The organism is Chryseobacterium viscerum (genome assembly GCF_002899945.2).
Lineage (GTDB): Bacteria > Bacteroidota > Bacteroidia > Flavobacteriales > Weeksellaceae > Chryseobacterium > Chryseobacterium viscerum.
Genome location: NZ_PPEG02000010.1, coordinates 249,985 through 268,067 on the forward strand (window position 1 = coordinate 249,985; position 18,083 = coordinate 268,067).

Here is an 18,083-nt window from a genome sequence, read left to right on the forward strand (position 1 = left end):
TCTATTTTAAATTAATTCCTTGTAAATATCTTTTTTGTTTTTGTCTTTTAAACCAAAATATAGGGGTTGTAAGCAGGTGTAATACCAAAACGACAGGTGAGATAATCCATATCGCTGCCATCAAATATACCTTAAAGAATTTTATCAGCAATGGGCGTTTCTCTTTTTTCTTGATAATCAGGTTAGACCATACTGTGAAAATTTTGTTTCCTACCTTCTCTACCCGTACCAAAAATGCACGGATTTCAATGGCTCCATTTTTAACGAGCTCCGGCTGTAAATTATTCAGGTCGCTATTCTTAAAATGTCTTTCAATAATCTCGCCATACTTTACTGAGCCTGTTATTTCTTCATCAGAAACCCCTGCTGCGGGAAGCATTCCGGATTTTTCCTTCTGACCTGTTGTCAGCCATCGAAGGATAGTCAGTACACTGGTATAATTGTCATGCCTGTCTACCAGGGCTATATTCCCGACAAGTTTTGCCTGTAAGTCTCTTAAGTATACCTTTAGTTTCTCCTGGGAAAGCATCCACATATTTCTGGTTCCGGAAATGGTGACTATAGGAGTATCTTTAAGGATGCGCTCTGCATAGCCACTTTTTAAGAATGAAATAATAGGAATGGATGGTGTGAGATACCATACTTGATATCCAAAGAGGATAAGGTCATACTTTTTGCTCAGAATTTCTTCGGATGGGGGCAGAATTTCTTTCGGAATCTGCAGATAAGATTCAGGAAAAGTGTTGAAAAAAACATCACCTGGCCAGGGAAAAGGAAAATCTTCCTTGAGCTGAATGTTGTAATACGTAATATCATAAGCATCCTTTTGAGCTTCAAAAGGCTTGGCTATGTTTCTCACAATATCTTCGAGTTGTCCGGTTTGCGAATAATATATGACAAGTATATTTTTCTTCATTAGTTTTCTTTAGCGTTTACAAAAATATGTTTTTCATATTTATTATTGAGTCTTAAATACTTTTAATGATTCAGAACTGAATTTCTGTGTATAATGATCACTTTCAAACGAAGTGTTTTTCGTATTTAAAAAAATGATAGTTTCAGGAAGATCCTGTATATCATTCATGGTAAAGTTATCATCTGAGATCAGAAGAACATCAATCTTTTTGTTCACCTCAGAAAGGTATTTTATATATTGAATCTTTCTTCTTTTTACCAGATAGCTGTGTGCTGCCGTTGCTCTTTTATCATCATTTTTTATCAGGGAAAAAACTCTTCGGCTGGCCTGATATAAGGTTAATAAAGCATCTTTTTGCCCAAAATCGTTGGCTATATGAAGTATGTTGGCCTCATTGGAAATATGCTTATTAAGTTCGAAATATACGGATTTGTTGGTTTTAAAATCGTGTTTTACTTCTTTTACTACTTCACTGTCTTTATATAGATAGCTCAGGAATAATTTATTTTTAAAATAATTTTCATCCTCAATCTCTTCCCTCAGCTTGGCAAATTCTTCTCTGAAATAAGCATTGATCTTTTTGGTTCTTTCAGAATAGTTTTTTCCGAAGCTCATATCATCTTTACTGATCCTGTTGCCTACTTTTACCGTAATGCTTCCGTTGTATATAATGAAATCTCCTTTCGGTAATACTTCAGAATTTCCGTGGATGTAAAGCGGAAGAACATCCAGACCAAATTGCTCAGCAAGATAGAATGCTCCTTTATGGAATCTTTTGACATCATTGGTATAAGAACGTTCTGCTTCAGGGAAAACAACCAAAGAATATCCTTGTGCAATCTTTTCTTTCAGCTTCTCCATTCCATTTTCAATTCCCTGTGAAACGGGATAAAAGCCCAGGGCTTTTACCAGTTTTCCAAAAACAGGAGATTCATATACCCAGTCATTCACCAGGTAGATGATTTTGTGGGTAGCCATTGCAATCGCCAGTGTATCTAAGAAAGACGTATGGTTGGCAATGATAACAGCCGGTTTGCTGAAGTCTTCTGACGGATTTTTAATCACTCTTTTCTTTACAAAAGGGGATAAATAAAGAACGGATGTCAGAAACTTAGCGAGAATTAATTTGATAATATCTAATGTTTTTCCCTTGGAATTTTTAATAAATAAACTTCCAAAAGCAGAAAAAACTAATCCTCCTAATCCATAATATAAAAACGAGAATACAGCACGTAAAAGTAGCCTGAAAGTAATAGGGGAAAGACCTTTCTTTGCCCGGTTGGTAATCAATAATCTAAACCAGAAAGGATATAGAGTAGAGGTAATAATAATCACGGAGAACATTCCAATCAGCGCAACTAATGCTAAAGAATGCAGAGCCGGATGCTTGGCAAAGATCAGGGAACCAATTGAAAGAATGGTGGTGAAAACGGCAAGAATAATAGATGTTCTATACGTTGGTAGTTCATTTTTACCCGTCGTATGCTCTTTTTGCATCGCCTGGGTCAGGAAAATACTGAAGTCATCCCCAACTCCAAATACGAGTGTACAAACTACGGTACTGAAAATATTTAGTTCCAATCCTAAGAAATAAAGAATTCCAGCGGTTACAACCCCCGTTAACACAATCGGAAACATGGTAAGAATGGTTAATTCAAAATTTCTGAAGAATACAATAATGGTCAGAACAATCGCTAAAAGAGAGTAATTGATCAGCGTATTGAAGTCTCTTTTCAGCAAACCAAGAAAATTCTCGTTCATCTGCTGCCGGTCAATAGCGATGGCATCATGTTTCTTCTCAATATCTTTGATGAAAGTGTCTCTTTTGTTTTCGTCTACTTTTACTACATTGGAAACAGTGTAAAAACCATTTTCATTGCTCATAAATTCTGAAATCTGAAGAGCTTTTACTTCTTGATAGTCTTTCAGGCTTAATTCAGAATAGTTTTTATGCAGAGCTTCGTTGAAATTATCAAAAGCTGAAGCATTGAACCCAAATTTATTTCCATTACTGGTCAGTTCGGAAATCGTCTGATTCTTCTTAGAGTCACTCCAGAAGCTGTTCCATTTCTCAATCTTTTTTTGCTGGTCTTTTTCAGAAAGCACAATACTTCCTATAGAATTGTAACTTAATATTGTACCTTCTTTTTTCTCTTTTTCAAGGAAACTGCTTAGCTCAGAATTTCTGGTTAGCGCCTCTTCTTCAGAATTTCCGTAAGAAATAGTATAGATAGATTTTGAAGTAATATCTGAGAGTTTCTGAAGTTTAGCTTCACTTATTTTCAGTTCTTTCGGGATGTAATTCAGCTCACCGATATCTTCATTAAAACCTACATGTCTGAATCCGAAAAGGCAGGCAAGAATGATGATAGAACATCCGATAATCAAAGGTTTGTTTTTCTCGTAAGGATAAGCCCCGATTTTATCAATGAAGTTGGTATTGAGATGTTCTCCCTTTTCTTTTGGTTTATAAAGCTGAGGAACGATAATCAAAGCTGTGATGGAGGACAGAATAACGGTGATCGCCGCAAAAAGACCTAAATCTTTTAATGCTTCAGAACGTACAAAAACCAGACATAAGAATGAGACGGCAGTGGTTGCACTACTCAAGATAATAGGCTGGGTGATTTCTTTGTAAAGCTCTTCAATATTATTGTTGTGCTTATAATGAGTAAGGATATGAAGGGCATAATCTATCGTAATCCCAATCAGAATAGCTCCTACACTTAAGGAAATTGCTGAGATCTTATCTTTAATAAAATAAAGAACCAATAACGCAAGAAGTACAGAAAATACGGTGGGTAAAAAGACAATAACAGGCGTAAAAATGTTCCTGAAATAATAGATCAGGAGAATCAAAAGAACCGTCATGGAAATAACTACGGTATTTTGAATGTCTTTTTTGATCTGCTTGGCATTCGCTACAGCAATCACCGGAGACCCGAAATAACTGATTTCTGTTTTTCCTTTGAATTGCTTATTGATGCCGTCTTTTATGGAGTTGAGCTGATCTACAAATGCCTCATTGGCTTTTGTATCATTGCTTTTATTTTTAGGATCAATAAAAAGTAAGAGATTTTTTCCGTCTTTGGTTACAATGTAGCTGTCTTCAAGCTTAAAGTCCTTACTGATATTTAAGGCATTCAGCTTTTTGATTCCTAAAAAAGTAAGCCCCAAAGGATCTTTTTTGATAAATTCTTTTGTAACAAGACTTGTTGGAGAAACCAGGGAGATGTAATTGTTCTCTACCTGTTTGGCAATACTGTCTTTCTTAAGCTTTCTGTCAATTTCCTTATAATCATTTTCATTGAGGAATAAGGGCAGATTCTGACTGACAAAATCAAATGTTTCTGAAATTTCATTATCATTCACTTTACCCTGCACAGAACCTATATATTTTTGTAGAGGTTCTATTTTTTGTAGAAAAGTATCCGCCGTTTCAGAAAGCTGAAAGTTGTCTTCTTTGGATTTATTCTCTATAATGACAATAATTTTATCAGAAAAGTTAAGCTGCTTAATAACTTTTGCGGTAAGATCGGATTTTTCATTTTTAGGAATGATCTGATTGATGTCTTCCTCAAAATTAATCTTTGATGCAAAAAATAGGCATAAAACGGCAATTCCTAAGGCTGTCAGTACAGATAGGATTTTATTTTTGGAAATCAGATAATATAAAAATATAAAAAAGCGATGCATTGCATGTATATCAAGTCTGCAAATTTAATTTTTTAAGCATTAGTTCAAAATAGTTAATGATAAGTTTTGACTGAAAATCAATAAAATATTCTAGGAAGAATGAAAAAATATTCTACTTTTGCAGAAGTTCCCCTTTAAAAAAATGTATTTTAAACCACAATTATTATTAAAAAATAAGAATCTGTTTTAGATATGTTGAAAAGAAATGATGAAAAAATAAACGGATTCCTATTTGTAATAGTACTTCCGCTTCTGCTGTTTGCGATGTCTTATTATGGATTTGAATCTTCCTATACAAGATTAAAAACATCAGAAACAACCCCCGACTTTTTATTTTCCTCGGTATATGCTTACAGAGTCATTCCTAATTATCTGAGTGTACAGATGACAGATCTGATGTACAGCCTGATCAATGGACCTCTTTCTTTTTTTAAAGATTTTTTATCCAAAAACGGAACTCCATTTTATCACGGGCTTTTCCTGATGAACAGCGTTTTCTTTATTTTGTGTTCCCTTATTTTGAATGCCATATTTAAACTAAGGTCAACAGGGCTTCTTTTGAATCTTAATGCAAGGAGGATTATTCATCTTCTGGCTGTTTTTTTTATTGTCATAACACAATATGCTCCGACAAACTGTGATACGATTGCCCTTTTTTGTTATCTGACAGGGGTGTTTTTGACCCTTAAGTATTTAGATACTCAAAAAAATATATTCTTTTTTGTTCTCATTGGCCTGATCGGAATCTCTACTTTGGTTAGAGAAACAGCCTGCTTGAATATTGCTTTCTTTGCTGCTGTATTTTTCAATATGGATGAATTGAAAAAAGGAAATTATCAGGTCATCTGGAAAATAATACCATTGGTGATCGCGTTTATTGTCCCTTATCTGGGATTGAGAGCTTTGCTTGTACAGGATGAAACAACCTTTGTAGAAGGGTTTTATATCAATAGAAATTTTTCGAGTCCCTTCAATCTAGCAGGGTTGGTATTTGCGGTAGTTGTGATTTACTTTATATACAGACTTTGTATTGACGAAGAAAATAGAACTGTTTTTGGGAAATATTTTTTCTTTTCAATTCCTTACCTTATTATGATTACTTTAGTGGGGCTTTTTTGGGAAGTAAGGCTCTTTTTGCCTCTGATTCTCACCGGAATCATTACAGCCTATCATCAGTTTAAAAAAACATCAGAGATTTAGCATGAGTTTATTACACCCTTATTATATAATTGCGATCCTCTATATGCTGTTTTTCAGTATTCAGGAGGTATATGGAAAAAAGGTTGATAAAAAATGGTTCTGGTTCCTTGCAGTTTATTTCATTATTATTGTGGGGCTCAGGAATGATGTAGGTCCGGATTACGGAAGTTACAAAGGAATTTATATTTACTCTGATACCAAAAGCTATTACAGTATCTTTATGAAGATGCTTCATATGGAAGGAACAGAAAACCTCGATGTGGAGTGGCTTTATACACTGATTAATAAAGTTCTTCTCAATTTCTTTAATGCGCCCTTTTATATGCTGACTCTGGTCATTGCTATTTTTGCGATGATCTTTAAGGTGGAGTATACAGAAGACAATACTTTTTACCCTTTTACCTTTACCCTTTTTATGTTTATTCCCAACTTCTTTATTGGGGAAAGTGGGCAGATCAGACAAAATCTTGGGACCTTTATCGTTTATTTTGCGATACGCTATATCAAAGAACGAAAATTCTGGCATTACTTATTTTTCATATTCATAGGCTCTGGTATACACAGTGTTGCCTATTTATTCCTCCCGATGTACTGGCTGGCCCGCGTTCCTTTGAACAAAACGGTGATGCTTATTATGATTATAGGCTCAGTCTTTTTATCTCCATTTGAAATCTATAGGAGCTTTGGTGGGTTTTTGGATGGGATGGCCTCTGACAATATGCTTATAGAGGGATTCAATGGATATATGGATGAAACCGTACAGCGACTGAATGGAGGTATCGGAATTCCTGAAGTGATGATGGCTATTCTTACTTTTTTCCTTTTTGCTTTTGATAATAAAATGAAAGAATATTTTCCTTATTACGAATACCATAGGAACTATGCCGTGATTGGAATCTGTCTGTATTTTATCTTTAGGAATAATCCAATCTTCTCATCGAGGCTTGCAGGAGCATTTATTGGATTTTCGTATATCATTATTCCGAATGCCATGTATGTGGTCACAGCGAGGACTAAGAATATGATTTATGCTTTTATTATCTCACTTGTTGTCTTCAATTTTGTCGTCTTCTCTATCTTTAACAATATCAAGGCAGGACGATTTTCGATAGAACGTTATAGAAACCATATCCTTCCATAATATTGGATGAATTAAAATATAAAGGCAGCTTTTAGCTGTCTTTTTTTATGCGATAATAGTGCTGGAATTTGTCATGTTTACAAGATTTTGTTTTTAATTTATTGACAACATAATTTAAATATGTAATTAATATTTATAAAATAAATGTATTTTTATTGACGTAGGCTTAAAAATTGTATTCCGCTAATGACACTCAAATCAATAAGGTATGAAAAAGTTAGTTGGTAAATTAGCGGCAGTTTTCTGCCTGATATCATTGGCAATCTATACAAAAGGTAATATTAGAGGAAGTCTTCCCTCGGTTGGGCATATAAGTCATACGGCGATTTTTAACAATAGGGACTCACTGGTCAGGCCCATACATGATGGGTCCAAACTATTGATTCCGGATTGGAAAAAAGCTCCCAACAGTTACATCTTTGATCCCAGCCAAAATAGTGAAGGATTACTGGTACCTGTAAGAAAAGCATATGCGATGTGGGAAGGAGGAGGTTACCTTAACGGAAGTGGTATTCCGGCGGGAACGATCACCGCAGATGTACTGTGGGAAGATGTTCATGGACTTATAAAATCAGGAGCAAACTATGCCCTCGAGATGGTAGGGGCAGGTCAGGAAGCCAAAATAAAAGTCCCCATCAACAAAACAAAAAAAGGGAATGCTGTTGTTGCTATTAAGGTAAATGGAGAGATCTTCTGGAGCTGGCATATCTGGGTGACGGATGATCCTACGAATGGAGCCACCTATAGAAGTTTCAACAATGTTAAAAGGATGAAATCGGATGGTACCACTGAGCTTATTCCAGACGGTGATTGGAAATGGATGGACAGGAACCTTGGGGCGATTACAAATTCTATCACAGCTTCAGACTGGAACAGAAGTATAGGGCTTCTCTATCAGTGGGGACGAAAAGATCCTATTCCGCCTTTGGTTACAAGAGGAAATGACTTCTATGAAGCTTCAGGGTCTATGGGGAGAATCAGGCATAGAGGGGCAAAAAATATGGATAATGCTACAAGTATTGATGATCTCCGGAAATATGTTTTGCTTTCCAATGCAGAGGTGACCAACAACCTCAGGCTTTCTGTAAAAAATCCTTTGAGCCTTATCTATGTCAATAAAGATGACAACTCTGGTCAGGCCTACTACAACAATAACGTCAATCTGCCTGTCAATTGGTTTGGAAAATCCACTGCTTTACCGAATAACAGACTTTCAGAACTTAATCTATGGTCTGATAATGCACAGGGTAAAATTGAAACTGTTTACAATACCGACGATAAAGCCAAACCCTACAGAGACAAATCTTCTTACGACCCTTGTCCCAACGGGTGGCGTATACCTTCTATGCTGATCGCTAATCTGGCTTCTGCATCCTATGTAGACGATATCAGAATAGACTTTTCGCCTTTCGGAGTGAAAACCAATATGTCTAAAAATGTTTTTGAAACCAATAAGTACCATATTATAAAACCTACTGATGCCGGAGTTCCCACATTTATGACTGGCTTTAAGGTGTATTCTAATTTGGGCTTTGATCTTTCAGCGGTTGGCGGATACAACATGGGAGTATTTCCTGGAAATGGACAGCTTATCAGAGGTGCTCATTTGGGACAATATACCGATCAGCACCACATCGCATTGTGGACAGCTACTATGGCACGGCAGTTCGATGCTTCTCCGGCTGTCACAGTCAGAGGACTTTCTATGATTCCGGATAAGACACAACCTGATATTCCGGATCCTAATTACCCCAATATTAAAGGACGTTATTATTACTTTCCAATGTCAGTAATGTATACCTCTGATGCCAATGGATGCAGATGTATAAAAGATCCGTTATATCTTGTCAATGACTATGATTTTCCTACAGAATATCTGCCTGCATCAGTAGAATATAAAGAAGGAATTAATAACCCTAATACTTATCAAATGGTGAAGAGTGGAACACCTGCAACCATTGAAATCCCAGTAAGCAAAGCATTCTCAGTACAAAGTCAATTGTTGAATAATGTTGATCTATTGAACCCTTCCAATTTTAATAATTTAAAAGGAAATGTTCTCTGGACCACTAATGCCAACCTTATCAATAAAATTTCTGTGGTGAATCCATCTCCCTCTTCACTACAAGATATTGCTAATTCTAAAATATCTGTTGAGATTACCCCCGATCAAAGCGGAAATGCTGTGGTTACATTGCATAATGGCAGTATAGCAGCTCCGGTGTATTGGAGCTGGCATATCTGGGTTACGGATTCTCCTGTAGAATCGTATACGTATACTACGGAAGTTCCGGCAGCAGTCACCAACTATGTGAACTACGTAAATAAAGCAGATGTCATATTGCAGACGACCTTCATGGATCGTAACCTTGGGGCCACAGATGCTTTTCCCAATATTGCCAATCCCCTTGCGCCTACTGCTGATGAATTATTGAAAATACGCGCCTCCACAGGACTGCACTATCAATGGGGAAGAAAAGACCCCATTCCTGCATTTCAATATGCAGATAATAGAAGTTTCTACAATATATTTTTAGGCTCTTCAGGTGCGAATGGAACCGTTTCATATGTTACCCTTGCACAGGCTGATTATAATAATCTTTCGGGTAGTTATATCATCCCTTATAATGCGTATGCTGCAGCAGCAAATGTACAGATCACAGATAAGCCTATCGATAAGATCTCTAAAATAACATCTTATTCTATTAAAAATCCTCTGGTATATATGGTTCCAAGTGCTTTAGCACCTTTTAACAGTGCGACACCCAATTATACCAACGGAACAGACTGGCTGGCTGCAGAACCCAATTTAGCTCCTGACAGATGGGGAAGAGGGGGGGCAAAATCTCCTTTTGATCCTTGTCCCGAAGGATGGAGGATTCCTGATCTTACGAATGTTGCATTGGTTTCCGCGGCTGATTTTGGGCAAACTCCGTGGTATAAAAAAGATAAAAATGTGGCCACGTCCTATAGTATTGCCACCGATTATTTAGGAACAAGAGTGAGAAACGCTGCCAACTCCACGATAGGATATATGTTTAATAATCCGGTATATTCTATCGGGAACTATCCGGATTCAGGATCGAGAGGGTTCAGAAGTGTAATTGCCAATCAAACAGCCCAGGGAACATTCAATAGTCTCAATTTTCAGTATCCCGCTGTCTGGACGGCTGCTTTAACTTCAAATTATCTGGGAAGAGCAGTGAACGTACTTTTTGATGCAGCTCCTACAACGAATAGAATAATGGCCTTTCATGATAATAATGATCCCTATTTCGGTGTGGGATGCCGATGTATAAAAATAAAATATGATGCCAATGGTGATGAGGAAGGGCCGGCCTCAAGACTTACAATTGTTCCTAATGCTCCTACATTGAGCACTGCGAATACAGATCTTAAAGCTGTGGATAACAAAATTTCCTTATACCCAAGTCCTTTTTCCGATATCCTTTACATCAAGGCTACGGAGAATAAAGAATATGACTATGAAATTTTTAATGTATTGGGACAGCTTGTAAAATCCGGAAAGTTTATCAACAATCAGACAGATCTTTCGACTTTAAATACTGGAATGTATGTAATAAGAATAAACGATTCTGAAGTGGTTGTAAAAATTATAAAACGATAAAATCTTTAAAATAAACAGGTATAAAAGCGGAACAAGCGTCTTTGTTCCGCTTTTGTATTGATGAACATATTTCTTACATCTATTACGGCTGATGAAAAATTCTATATCATTATTTGTTGATATGTATATAACAGTCTAAAACCTACACTACAAAAGGATTTATTTCTTTAGAAAATAGGTGTTTAAAGAAGATGTAAACTAACTTGATTGTTAAATTAAACTCTGTTAACAAAAAGTATATAATAAAAAAGCTTTACTTTTGCAAAAATTTTTAGTTAGAATGTCGAAAAATTTAGTAATCGTAGAGTCCCCGGCCAAAGCAAAAACTATTCAGAAATACTTAGGAAAGGATTTTGAAGTAAAATCCAGTTTCGGACATATCCGTGACCTTCCTAAAAAGGGGATGGGGATAGACCTGACTACATTCAGTCCTGATTACGAAGTTTCAGCAGACAAAAAGAAATTGGTAACCGAATTGAAGGCCGCAGTGAAGAAAGCTGAGATGGTATGGCTTGCTTCCGATGAGGACCGTGAAGGAGAAGCTATTGCATGGCACCTTGCGGATGAATTGAAACTGAAGCCTGAAAACAGAAAAAGAATTGTTTTCCATGAGATTACCAAAAATGCCATTCTAAAAGCAATCGACAATCCAAGAGATATTGATCAGAACCTGGTAAATGCCCAGCAGGCAAGAAGAGTGCTGGATAGAATTGTAGGTTTTGAAATGTCACCTGTTTTATGGAAAAAAGTAAAACCGGGGCTGTCTGCAGGAAGAGTACAGTCTGTAGCAGTAAGATTGATTGTTGAAAGAGAAAAAGAGATCCGTGAGTTTACTCCAAAAGCAAGCTTTAAACTTGATGGAATCTTTTTAAATAAAACAGAGCAGGAAATTGCTGCCAAACTGAAAAAAGACTTCGAAAAAGAAGAAGACGCTGAAAAATTCCTTGAGAAGGCAAAAACTACAGAATTTAAAGTTCTGAATGTTGAAACCAAACCAGGTACACGTTCGGCTTCGGCTCCGTTTACAACATCTACGTTGCAGCAGGAAGCTTCATCAAGGCTTGGGTATAATGTTACCAATACAATGCGTCTGGCGCAGAGACTGTACGAAGAAGGGTTTATTACCTATATGAGAACAGACTCAGTAAACCTTTCCCAGGAAGCTATTGAAGGGGCAAAAAGACAAATTACTTCAGAATATGGAGCAGAATATTCTTCTCCAAGAAATTATACGACAAAATCTTCTTCAGCACAGGAAGCTCACGAAGCAATCCGTCCTACAGATTTCGGAATGAAAAGCATAGGAGATGTACAGCTGAACAAGTTATACCAATTAATATACAGAAGAACATTAGCTTCTCAGATGGCGAACGCCAAAATTGAAAAGACAGTGATCGAGATTGGAAATGCATCATTGCCTCACCATTTTGAAGCACAGGGAGAAGTAATCATTTTCGATGGTTTCCTGAAAGCTTATGGTATTGTAAAGACAGAAGAGGACGATGAAGAGAACAACGATAAGTTGTTGCCCAAAGTAAGCGTAGGGGAGGTATTAAATTATAAAGCCATTACTGCTACTGAAAAATTCACAAGACCAAGTGCAAGATATACCGAAGCAGGATTGGTGAGAAAACTTGAAGAACTGGGAATTGGTAGACCTTCTACTTATGCTCCGACCATTCAAACTATTCAGAACAGAGAATATGTGGATAAGAGGGAAATAGAACCTCAAACCCGTGAAGTGATCAAAATGTCTTTGATAAATGATAAGATCAAAAAAGTAGTTCTTGATGAGAAATTCGGGGGTGATAAAAATAAATTCCTTCCTACAGATATCGGAGAAGTAGTCAATGATTTCTTAACTGATAACTTCAAAGAAATCCTGGATTACGGTTTTACAGCAAGAGTAGAAGAAAGTTTTGACGAAATTGCAAGCGGTGATCAGAAATGGAAAGAAATGATGACGAATTTCTACTCAAAATTCCACCCAAGAATTGAAGATGTAGAAGAAAATGCAGACCGTGCAACAGGAGACCGATTATTAGGAGTAGATCCTAAGACGGGTAAAAATGTTCATGCTAGAATCGGAAGATTTGGAGCGATGATCCAGATTGGAGAAACAGATGATGAAGAAAAACCTGTTTTCGCGTCATTAATGACAGGACAAAATATTGCAACCATTACTTTTGATGAAGCTCTGGAACTGTTCAAATTACCTTTCGATTTAGGTGAAGTTGACGGTCAATCAGTTTCTGTAGGTGTTGGTAGATTTGGCCCTTATGTGAAATGGGGAGAAACTTATATCAGCATTCCGAAAGGTGAAGATCCACTTTCTGTAGATCAGAAGCGTGCGGAGGAAATCATCAATGAAAAGAAAATTGCTGATGCTCCAATTGCTACTTATAAAGGAGAGCCGGTAACGAAAGGAACAGGAAGATTCGGACCATTTATCAAATACAAAGCTATTTTTGTAAATGTTCCAAAGAAATATGATTTTGAAAATCTTTCTCAAAGTGATATCAATGAACTGATTGATGCAAAGCTTGAAAAAGAAGCCAACCGATATATCCAACAGTGGGAAAAAGAAAAAATTTCTATTGAAAACGGAAGATGGGGACCTTTCATCAAGTTCGGAAAAGCAATGTTCAAAATTCCAAAGAAAGCAGACGATACAAAATACGATGCTGATGAATTGAAAGAACTTTCTTTAGATGAGGTTAAAAAATGGATTACCGATCAGGATCCTAAAGCCTTTGCTGAAAAGAAAAAGCCTGCGGCTAAAAAAGCAGCCACAACTAAGAAAGCAACTACAACAGCGAAAAAGCCTGCGGCTAAGAAACCGGCAGCTAAGAAATAAATAGTCTTTAATAGAATATAAAAGCACAGATTTTGGTCTGTGCTTTTTTTGCTTTTATAAAGTTAGGTATTAAATGATGGCATGGGTTTTTTAACATGTGCTTTTCATTTATAATTATTTCAAAAAATGTAAAAATTGCATCACTTTATTCATTAAATAAATTTCTCTCTGTTGGGAATTAACCTTCACGTACGCTTATCACGTAGGTCTAGGTATAAATACGCAAATGGAAAATTCCGTACTAAGACTGTGATATACAGTGTTTTAATTCTGTAGTTTTACATCGTAATATTACAGACAGTGGAGTTCAGGAACCACTTTAAAAACGAGGCGGATTCTGAAAAGCCAAACGAGTAAGAAAACAAAAACTATAAAATCATGGCAGAATTTAAATTTAGCGAAGAAGCTATTTCACACGCATTAGAAGCGGCAAAAAGATCACACGAAGACAGTCAGGCAAATCGTCGTTCATCAGGAGCGGATTCAGATTTAAGCCTTGCTAATGCTAGCGCAGGTTATCTACTTGTAACAGCAGAGTGTATTTCAATCACTGTTGAGAACAACAAAGTGTGCATCAACCTACCTTTAGGTTTTGGAAAATATTGTTTCAGCATACCATTAAGTATTCCTAATGGAACAGCTGGGCAGGCTTGCTTGTCTATTTGTACTACTTGGGGAATTCCAACAGGAATTAGAGTAACTATTGTTATAGCTGGAATCACAATTATCAGTCAGTCATTCGGAAAGTGCTAATTAGCCAGTACACGAATTAGAATAAAAAGTCCGCCTCATATTATATGTGAGGCGGATTTGTTTTTATAACGTTTTTGAAAATGTATTGTTGCTAATAAACCTTAACAGCTTTGTCTTTTCCTAAATTCCTTGTTTAATTTTATATATTTGGGAATTATAAAACTAATATAACAAACTGTACCGTGAAACCTTATTTTATACACAAAATTCTACCCTTTTTAGGACTGTTTATTTCATTAAACTTCTTTTCTCAGGAAAACTTGCTGGACACCTCTTACGGCTTGAGTGGAGGGTATACCGATTTTGCTTTTTATAACGGCAGTCAAATGTCCGGAGGGCTGCAGATACACGCTACAACAAAACTTCCTGATGGAAAAGTTTTAGCAGTAGGCGCTGGCTTTATTGCCCGTTTTACCTCCAATGGGGTATTAGATACTTCTGTTCTCAATGGTTATGGGTATAAATTGTTTTCCCAGTCAACCTATGGCCGCATAAAACCTGCAGGAGATGGTAATTATATTGTCATGGATTATGGCTTTGGTGGTGTTCAAAAAATAGATGCAGATGGAAATTTTGTAAATGGCTTTACTTCTTTTAATCAGGGAGCATCGTATGTGGACATAGATGTGGATGAGAGTGGGAGAATTTATCTGCTGAAACATTCTAATTATAACTATACCCTTGTTCGTCTTTTACCGAATGGAACTGTTGATACTGCTTTCGGAAATAATGGGATAGCCACTTTAGGAACCAGCTACCGATATGGCAGAGTAAGAGTTAATACCAATAACGAGATCTTTATAGCAGGTCTAAAGATTGTCGCCACGAATAGTGATCAGAGAATAGTAGTTACAAAAATTTTGCCTGATGGAGGTCTTGACAGTTCTTTTGGAGCCTCAGGGAATTTCCTTTATCAGTATGGTCAGAATGCAGGTACCAGTGCACAGCTTATGTTCCTGGATAATGGGAAAATCTTAGGATTGAGTTCCGGAAGTATTTGTAATGGAAACAATTGCTTTGGACTTATCACTTATCGCCTTAATGCAAACGGAACTTTGGATACGACATTTAAAAATACCGGCATTGCTGTTATTCCTGTTCAGTCTGATTCAACTCCTATGAAGATGGTGCGCCTTCCGGACAATACATTTATGATTTCCGGAACGGGATGGTACAATACCTATGTGCTGAAGATGGATGAAAATGGGAATCTGGATAATTCCTTTGGCTTAAACGGTAAAATTATTACTCCGCAAATGCTGAATAAGAATGTATATAACTCAGGTTTCGAATTGTATGGAAATTCTATTGTATTATTTGGAATTTATTCAATCTGGTATGGAGCGCAAACCCAGTATGTAGGAACAGCCCGCAAATACTTCTTTAATACAAGCAGTCTGGGGGTTTCAGATGTAGCATTGAAGACTGTTAAGATTTACCCCAACCCAGTTAAGGACTTTCTTCATTTGACATCAAAGGAAAAAATAACAGGTTATGAAATTTCAGATTTGAACGGCCGGAAAATAATAAATGCCGAAGCTGGTTTTTCAGAAGGAAAGATTAATTTGAGCTTTTTATCATCAGGAACATATATGATTACTGTTCATACATCGAAAGGAACAGTCTCTTCTAAATTTATTAAAAAATAATACAATATCATATCTTGCAAAAAGTCTTCTTTTGGGAAGACTTTTTTTTGTTTTTTTGAAAGTTAAAAAGCGATACAGATTACCAATTTGCGGAGGTTTTTTTGTATGTTTGTTACATTGGGTTATTCAATAAATTATTATTATTCAAATTAAGTTATAATATGGATTTCGAAGACTTTATCATTTCACCAAGAAATTTCAAGACAGAAAGCTGGCAGATAGGAAATCGGATTACAAAAGATATCAAAGAAGACAGTATTGTTCTTTTGTTTGTATCAGACTACCGAGGTGCGGGCGGAGATGCGGAAGTACAGGACTTTACCGGGGTAAGGAAAGAATTTTATAAACTTTCGCAGATGGACTTCGAAATTCCTGTTGTAGATCTTGGAGATTTGGTCTCAGGGAAATCGGTTCAGGATACCCACTATATTTTACAGGAAGTTCTGTCGGCATGTCATTATAAAAGAGCAATTCCGGTGATTATCGGTGGCTCCAATGATTTTGCCTTTTCAGTATTTTCTGCATTGAATTTTCACAAAAAAAGTCTCAATTATACCCAAATAAGTAATATTATTTCTCTTCAACAAGGGGAAACGATTAATGAACATACTTTTTTAGGCAAAATTTTCGGAGCCAAAAAATTTTCTATTAAAAATTACCATCATTTAGGGTACCAGAAACATTTGAATGAAATGGATTCTGTGAGGCTGATCAAAGAAGTAGAATTTGATATTATCCGTCTTGCAGAGATGATGAATTCTACAGAAAAAACAGAACCTTTCTTCAGGAAAGCAGATCTCGTTACAGTAAATTGTGATGCTGTGGAAAGCTTTAGTGAACCTTTTTCTATGAATCCGCAGGTAAATGGACTGAACAGAAGGGAAATTTGTGCTTACATGAAGGAAATCGGGTTGAGTGAAAACCTGAAGTCTGTCGGGATTTTTAATTATAATATTTATTCTGAAAATCAACTGAACCACCAGCTGTTAGCACAGATGTTATGGTATCTGATCGAAGGAATAAACATTCAGTACTCTCATCCGAAGGAAAGACATTATGAACAATTCTATGTGTTGATAGATGACAGACAATATGCATTCAAGCGTGATACTTTCAGTAATTTGTGGTATTTTGGTGATGATGAAAATATAGAAAACTGCATTCCGTGTTCCAGAAAAGATTTTGATGAAGCTAAGAAAGGATGGCTGAGTGCAAGACTGACGAAAATTTAATGTATGACAAATGTTCCCCCAAGAGTATCCATTATTGTTCCCGTTTATAATGTAGAGAATTATCTGACAAAATGCATTGACTCCTTGGTGAATCAAAGTCTCCCCAATATTGAAATTCTTGTAGTGAATGATGGAAGCAAAGATCATTCTGAAAAAATTATTGAAGGATATGCACAAAGATATCCGGAAAAAATAAAAGCTTTTACCAAAGAAAACGGGGGCTTAAGTGATGCCCGTAACTTTGGGATTGATAGGGCAGCAGGTGATTATATAGGTTTTGTAGACAGCGATGACTATGTTACCGAGACCATGTTTGAGGAAATGCTCCTTTTAGCAGAAAAGCACCAGGCAAAAATGGTCATCTGTAATATTCAGAAAGTAGACGAGAACGGAAAGGTTACCCAAAAACTGACTCAGATTCCCAATATGCCCGAAAAAATAGCTCTTGAAAGTAATTTTTCAGTGTTTTCTGATATCAGCTATTTTGCCTGTAATAAGCTGTTCAAGAGAGAGCTTTTTAATCAAAAAAGATTTAAAAAAGGGGTTCATTTTGAAGATATTCAACTTATTCCACAATTACTGCTTGAATGTGAAACGATAGCTCAGACTCAAAATTTTCATTATCAATATCTGGAGCGTTCCGATTCTATTACAAAAACCCACACCGAAAAAGGACTTGATATGCTAAAAGCCGTTGGTGATGTGGAAAAAATATTCGGCGAATCTCAATATTCTCATAAAAAAGAGGAGCTGAAAAATTTTCAGATTTTTGAAGGTATTTATTCGTTTTTGGCCTATCTGGCATTCGTGAAAAAAGAAGAATTGTTCTATAGTATGTCTGATCAGTTAATTCTTTTTATGAATGAAAGACAAATAAAAGTTCAAGATATATTGAAGTATAGTCGTTTTGGTAAGAATTATCTTTTATCTTTGCCCTTGAAGAAAAAGATTTTTTATCTATTGTTTTTTGCCGGACAGAAAAGATTGATAAGAAAATTGATATAACACAAA

The 18,083-nt window shown here is 36.2% G+C and carries 10 protein-coding genes; 8 read left to right on the forward strand and 2 right to left on the reverse strand.

Annotation, left to right across the window (positions count from 1 at the left end; translation table 11 throughout):
- Nucleotide 1: 1 nt before the first annotated feature.
- Both C1634_RS22290 and C1634_RS22295 read right to left on the reverse strand, forming a co-directional pair.
- Nucleotides 2–916, reverse strand: coding sequence for a hypothetical protein (locus tag C1634_RS22290; protein WP_103231416.1), 915 nt, complete (start codon nt 914–916; stop codon nt 2–4).
- Between the two features lie 42 nt (nt 917–958).
- The gene (locus tag C1634_RS22295) at nt 959–4,612 is read right to left on the reverse strand and encodes an MMPL family transporter (RefSeq protein WP_109739147.1); all 3,654 of its coding nucleotides are present in this window, start codon (nt 4,610–4,612) and stop codon (nt 959–961) included.
- A gap of 192 nt (nt 4,613–4,804) precedes the next feature.
- Here C1634_RS22295 and C1634_RS22300 point away from each other — a divergent pair, with 192 nt between their 5' ends.
- The 8 genes from C1634_RS22300 (at nt 4,805) to C1634_RS22335 (ending at nt 18,077) form a co-directional block, all read left to right on the forward strand.
- Entirely contained in the window at nt 4,805–5,812 is a 1,008-nt protein-coding gene (locus C1634_RS22300; protein ID WP_103231414.1) for a hypothetical protein, read from the forward strand.
- A 1-nt stretch (nt 5,813) separates the two neighbouring features.
- Nucleotides 5,814–6,953 (forward strand): EpsG family protein, encoded by a 1,140-nt coding sequence (locus C1634_RS22305; RefSeq protein ID WP_228410135.1) that lies wholly within the window; start codon nt 5,814–5,816, stop codon nt 6,951–6,953.
- 208 nt (nt 6,954–7,161) lie between these two features.
- A complete protein-coding gene (locus C1634_RS22310; RefSeq protein ID WP_103231412.1) occupies nt 7,162–10,581 on the forward strand; it encodes a T9SS type A sorting domain-containing protein in 3,420 nt (1,139 codons plus the stop codon).
- Nucleotides 10,582–10,861: 280 nt separating this feature from the next.
- Nucleotides 10,862–13,438, forward strand: coding sequence for a type I DNA topoisomerase (gene topA / locus C1634_RS22315; RefSeq protein ID WP_109739148.1), 2,577 nt, complete (start codon nt 10,862–10,864; stop codon nt 13,436–13,438).
- A 378-nt stretch (nt 13,439–13,816) separates the two neighbouring features.
- The gene (locus tag C1634_RS22320; RefSeq protein WP_103231410.1) at nt 13,817–14,191 is read left to right on the forward strand and encodes a hypothetical protein; all 375 of its coding nucleotides are present in this window, start codon (nt 13,817–13,819) and stop codon (nt 14,189–14,191) included.
- 182 nt (nt 14,192–14,373) lie between these two features.
- Complete coding sequence (locus tag C1634_RS22325) at nt 14,374–15,840, forward strand: T9SS type A sorting domain-containing protein (protein WP_103231409.1); 1,467 nt, start codon at nt 14,374–14,376, stop codon at nt 15,838–15,840.
- A 161-nt stretch (nt 15,841–16,001) separates the two neighbouring features.
- Nucleotides 16,002–17,072, forward strand: coding sequence for a formimidoylglutamase (locus C1634_RS22330; protein WP_103231408.1), 1,071 nt, complete (start codon nt 16,002–16,004; stop codon nt 17,070–17,072).
- A 3-nt stretch (nt 17,073–17,075) separates the two neighbouring features.
- Nucleotides 17,076–18,077, forward strand: a complete 1,002-nt coding sequence (locus C1634_RS22335) for a glycosyltransferase (RefSeq protein ID WP_103231407.1) — start codon at nt 17,076–17,078, stop codon at nt 18,075–18,077.
- Nucleotides 18,078–18,083: the final 6 nt, after the last annotated feature.

Coding starts and splice junctions, on each gene's coding strand:
- C1634_RS22335 (WP_103231407.1), top strand. CDS start 17,076: ATGACAAATGTTCCCCCAAGAGTATCCATTATTGTTCCCGTTTATAAT.
- C1634_RS22305 (WP_228410135.1), top strand. CDS start 5,814: ATGAGTTTATTACACCCTTATTATATAATTGCGATCCTCTATATGCTG.
- C1634_RS22295 (WP_109739147.1), bottom strand. CDS start 4,612: ATGCATCGCTTTTTTATATTTTTATATTATCTGATTTCCAAAAATAAA.
- C1634_RS22320 (WP_103231410.1), top strand. CDS start 13,817: ATGGCAGAATTTAAATTTAGCGAAGAAGCTATTTCACACGCATTAGAA.
- C1634_RS22300 (WP_103231414.1), top strand. CDS start 4,805: ATGTTGAAAAGAAATGATGAAAAAATAAACGGATTCCTATTTGTAATA.
- C1634_RS22310 (WP_103231412.1), top strand. CDS start 7,162: ATGAAAAAGTTAGTTGGTAAATTAGCGGCAGTTTTCTGCCTGATATCA.
- C1634_RS22330 (WP_103231408.1), top strand. CDS start 16,002: ATGGATTTCGAAGACTTTATCATTTCACCAAGAAATTTCAAGACAGAA.
- C1634_RS22290 (WP_103231416.1), bottom strand. CDS start 916: ATGAAGAAAAATATACTTGTCATATATTATTCGCAAACCGGACAACTC.
- topA (WP_109739148.1), top strand. CDS start 10,862: ATGTCGAAAAATTTAGTAATCGTAGAGTCCCCGGCCAAAGCAAAAACT.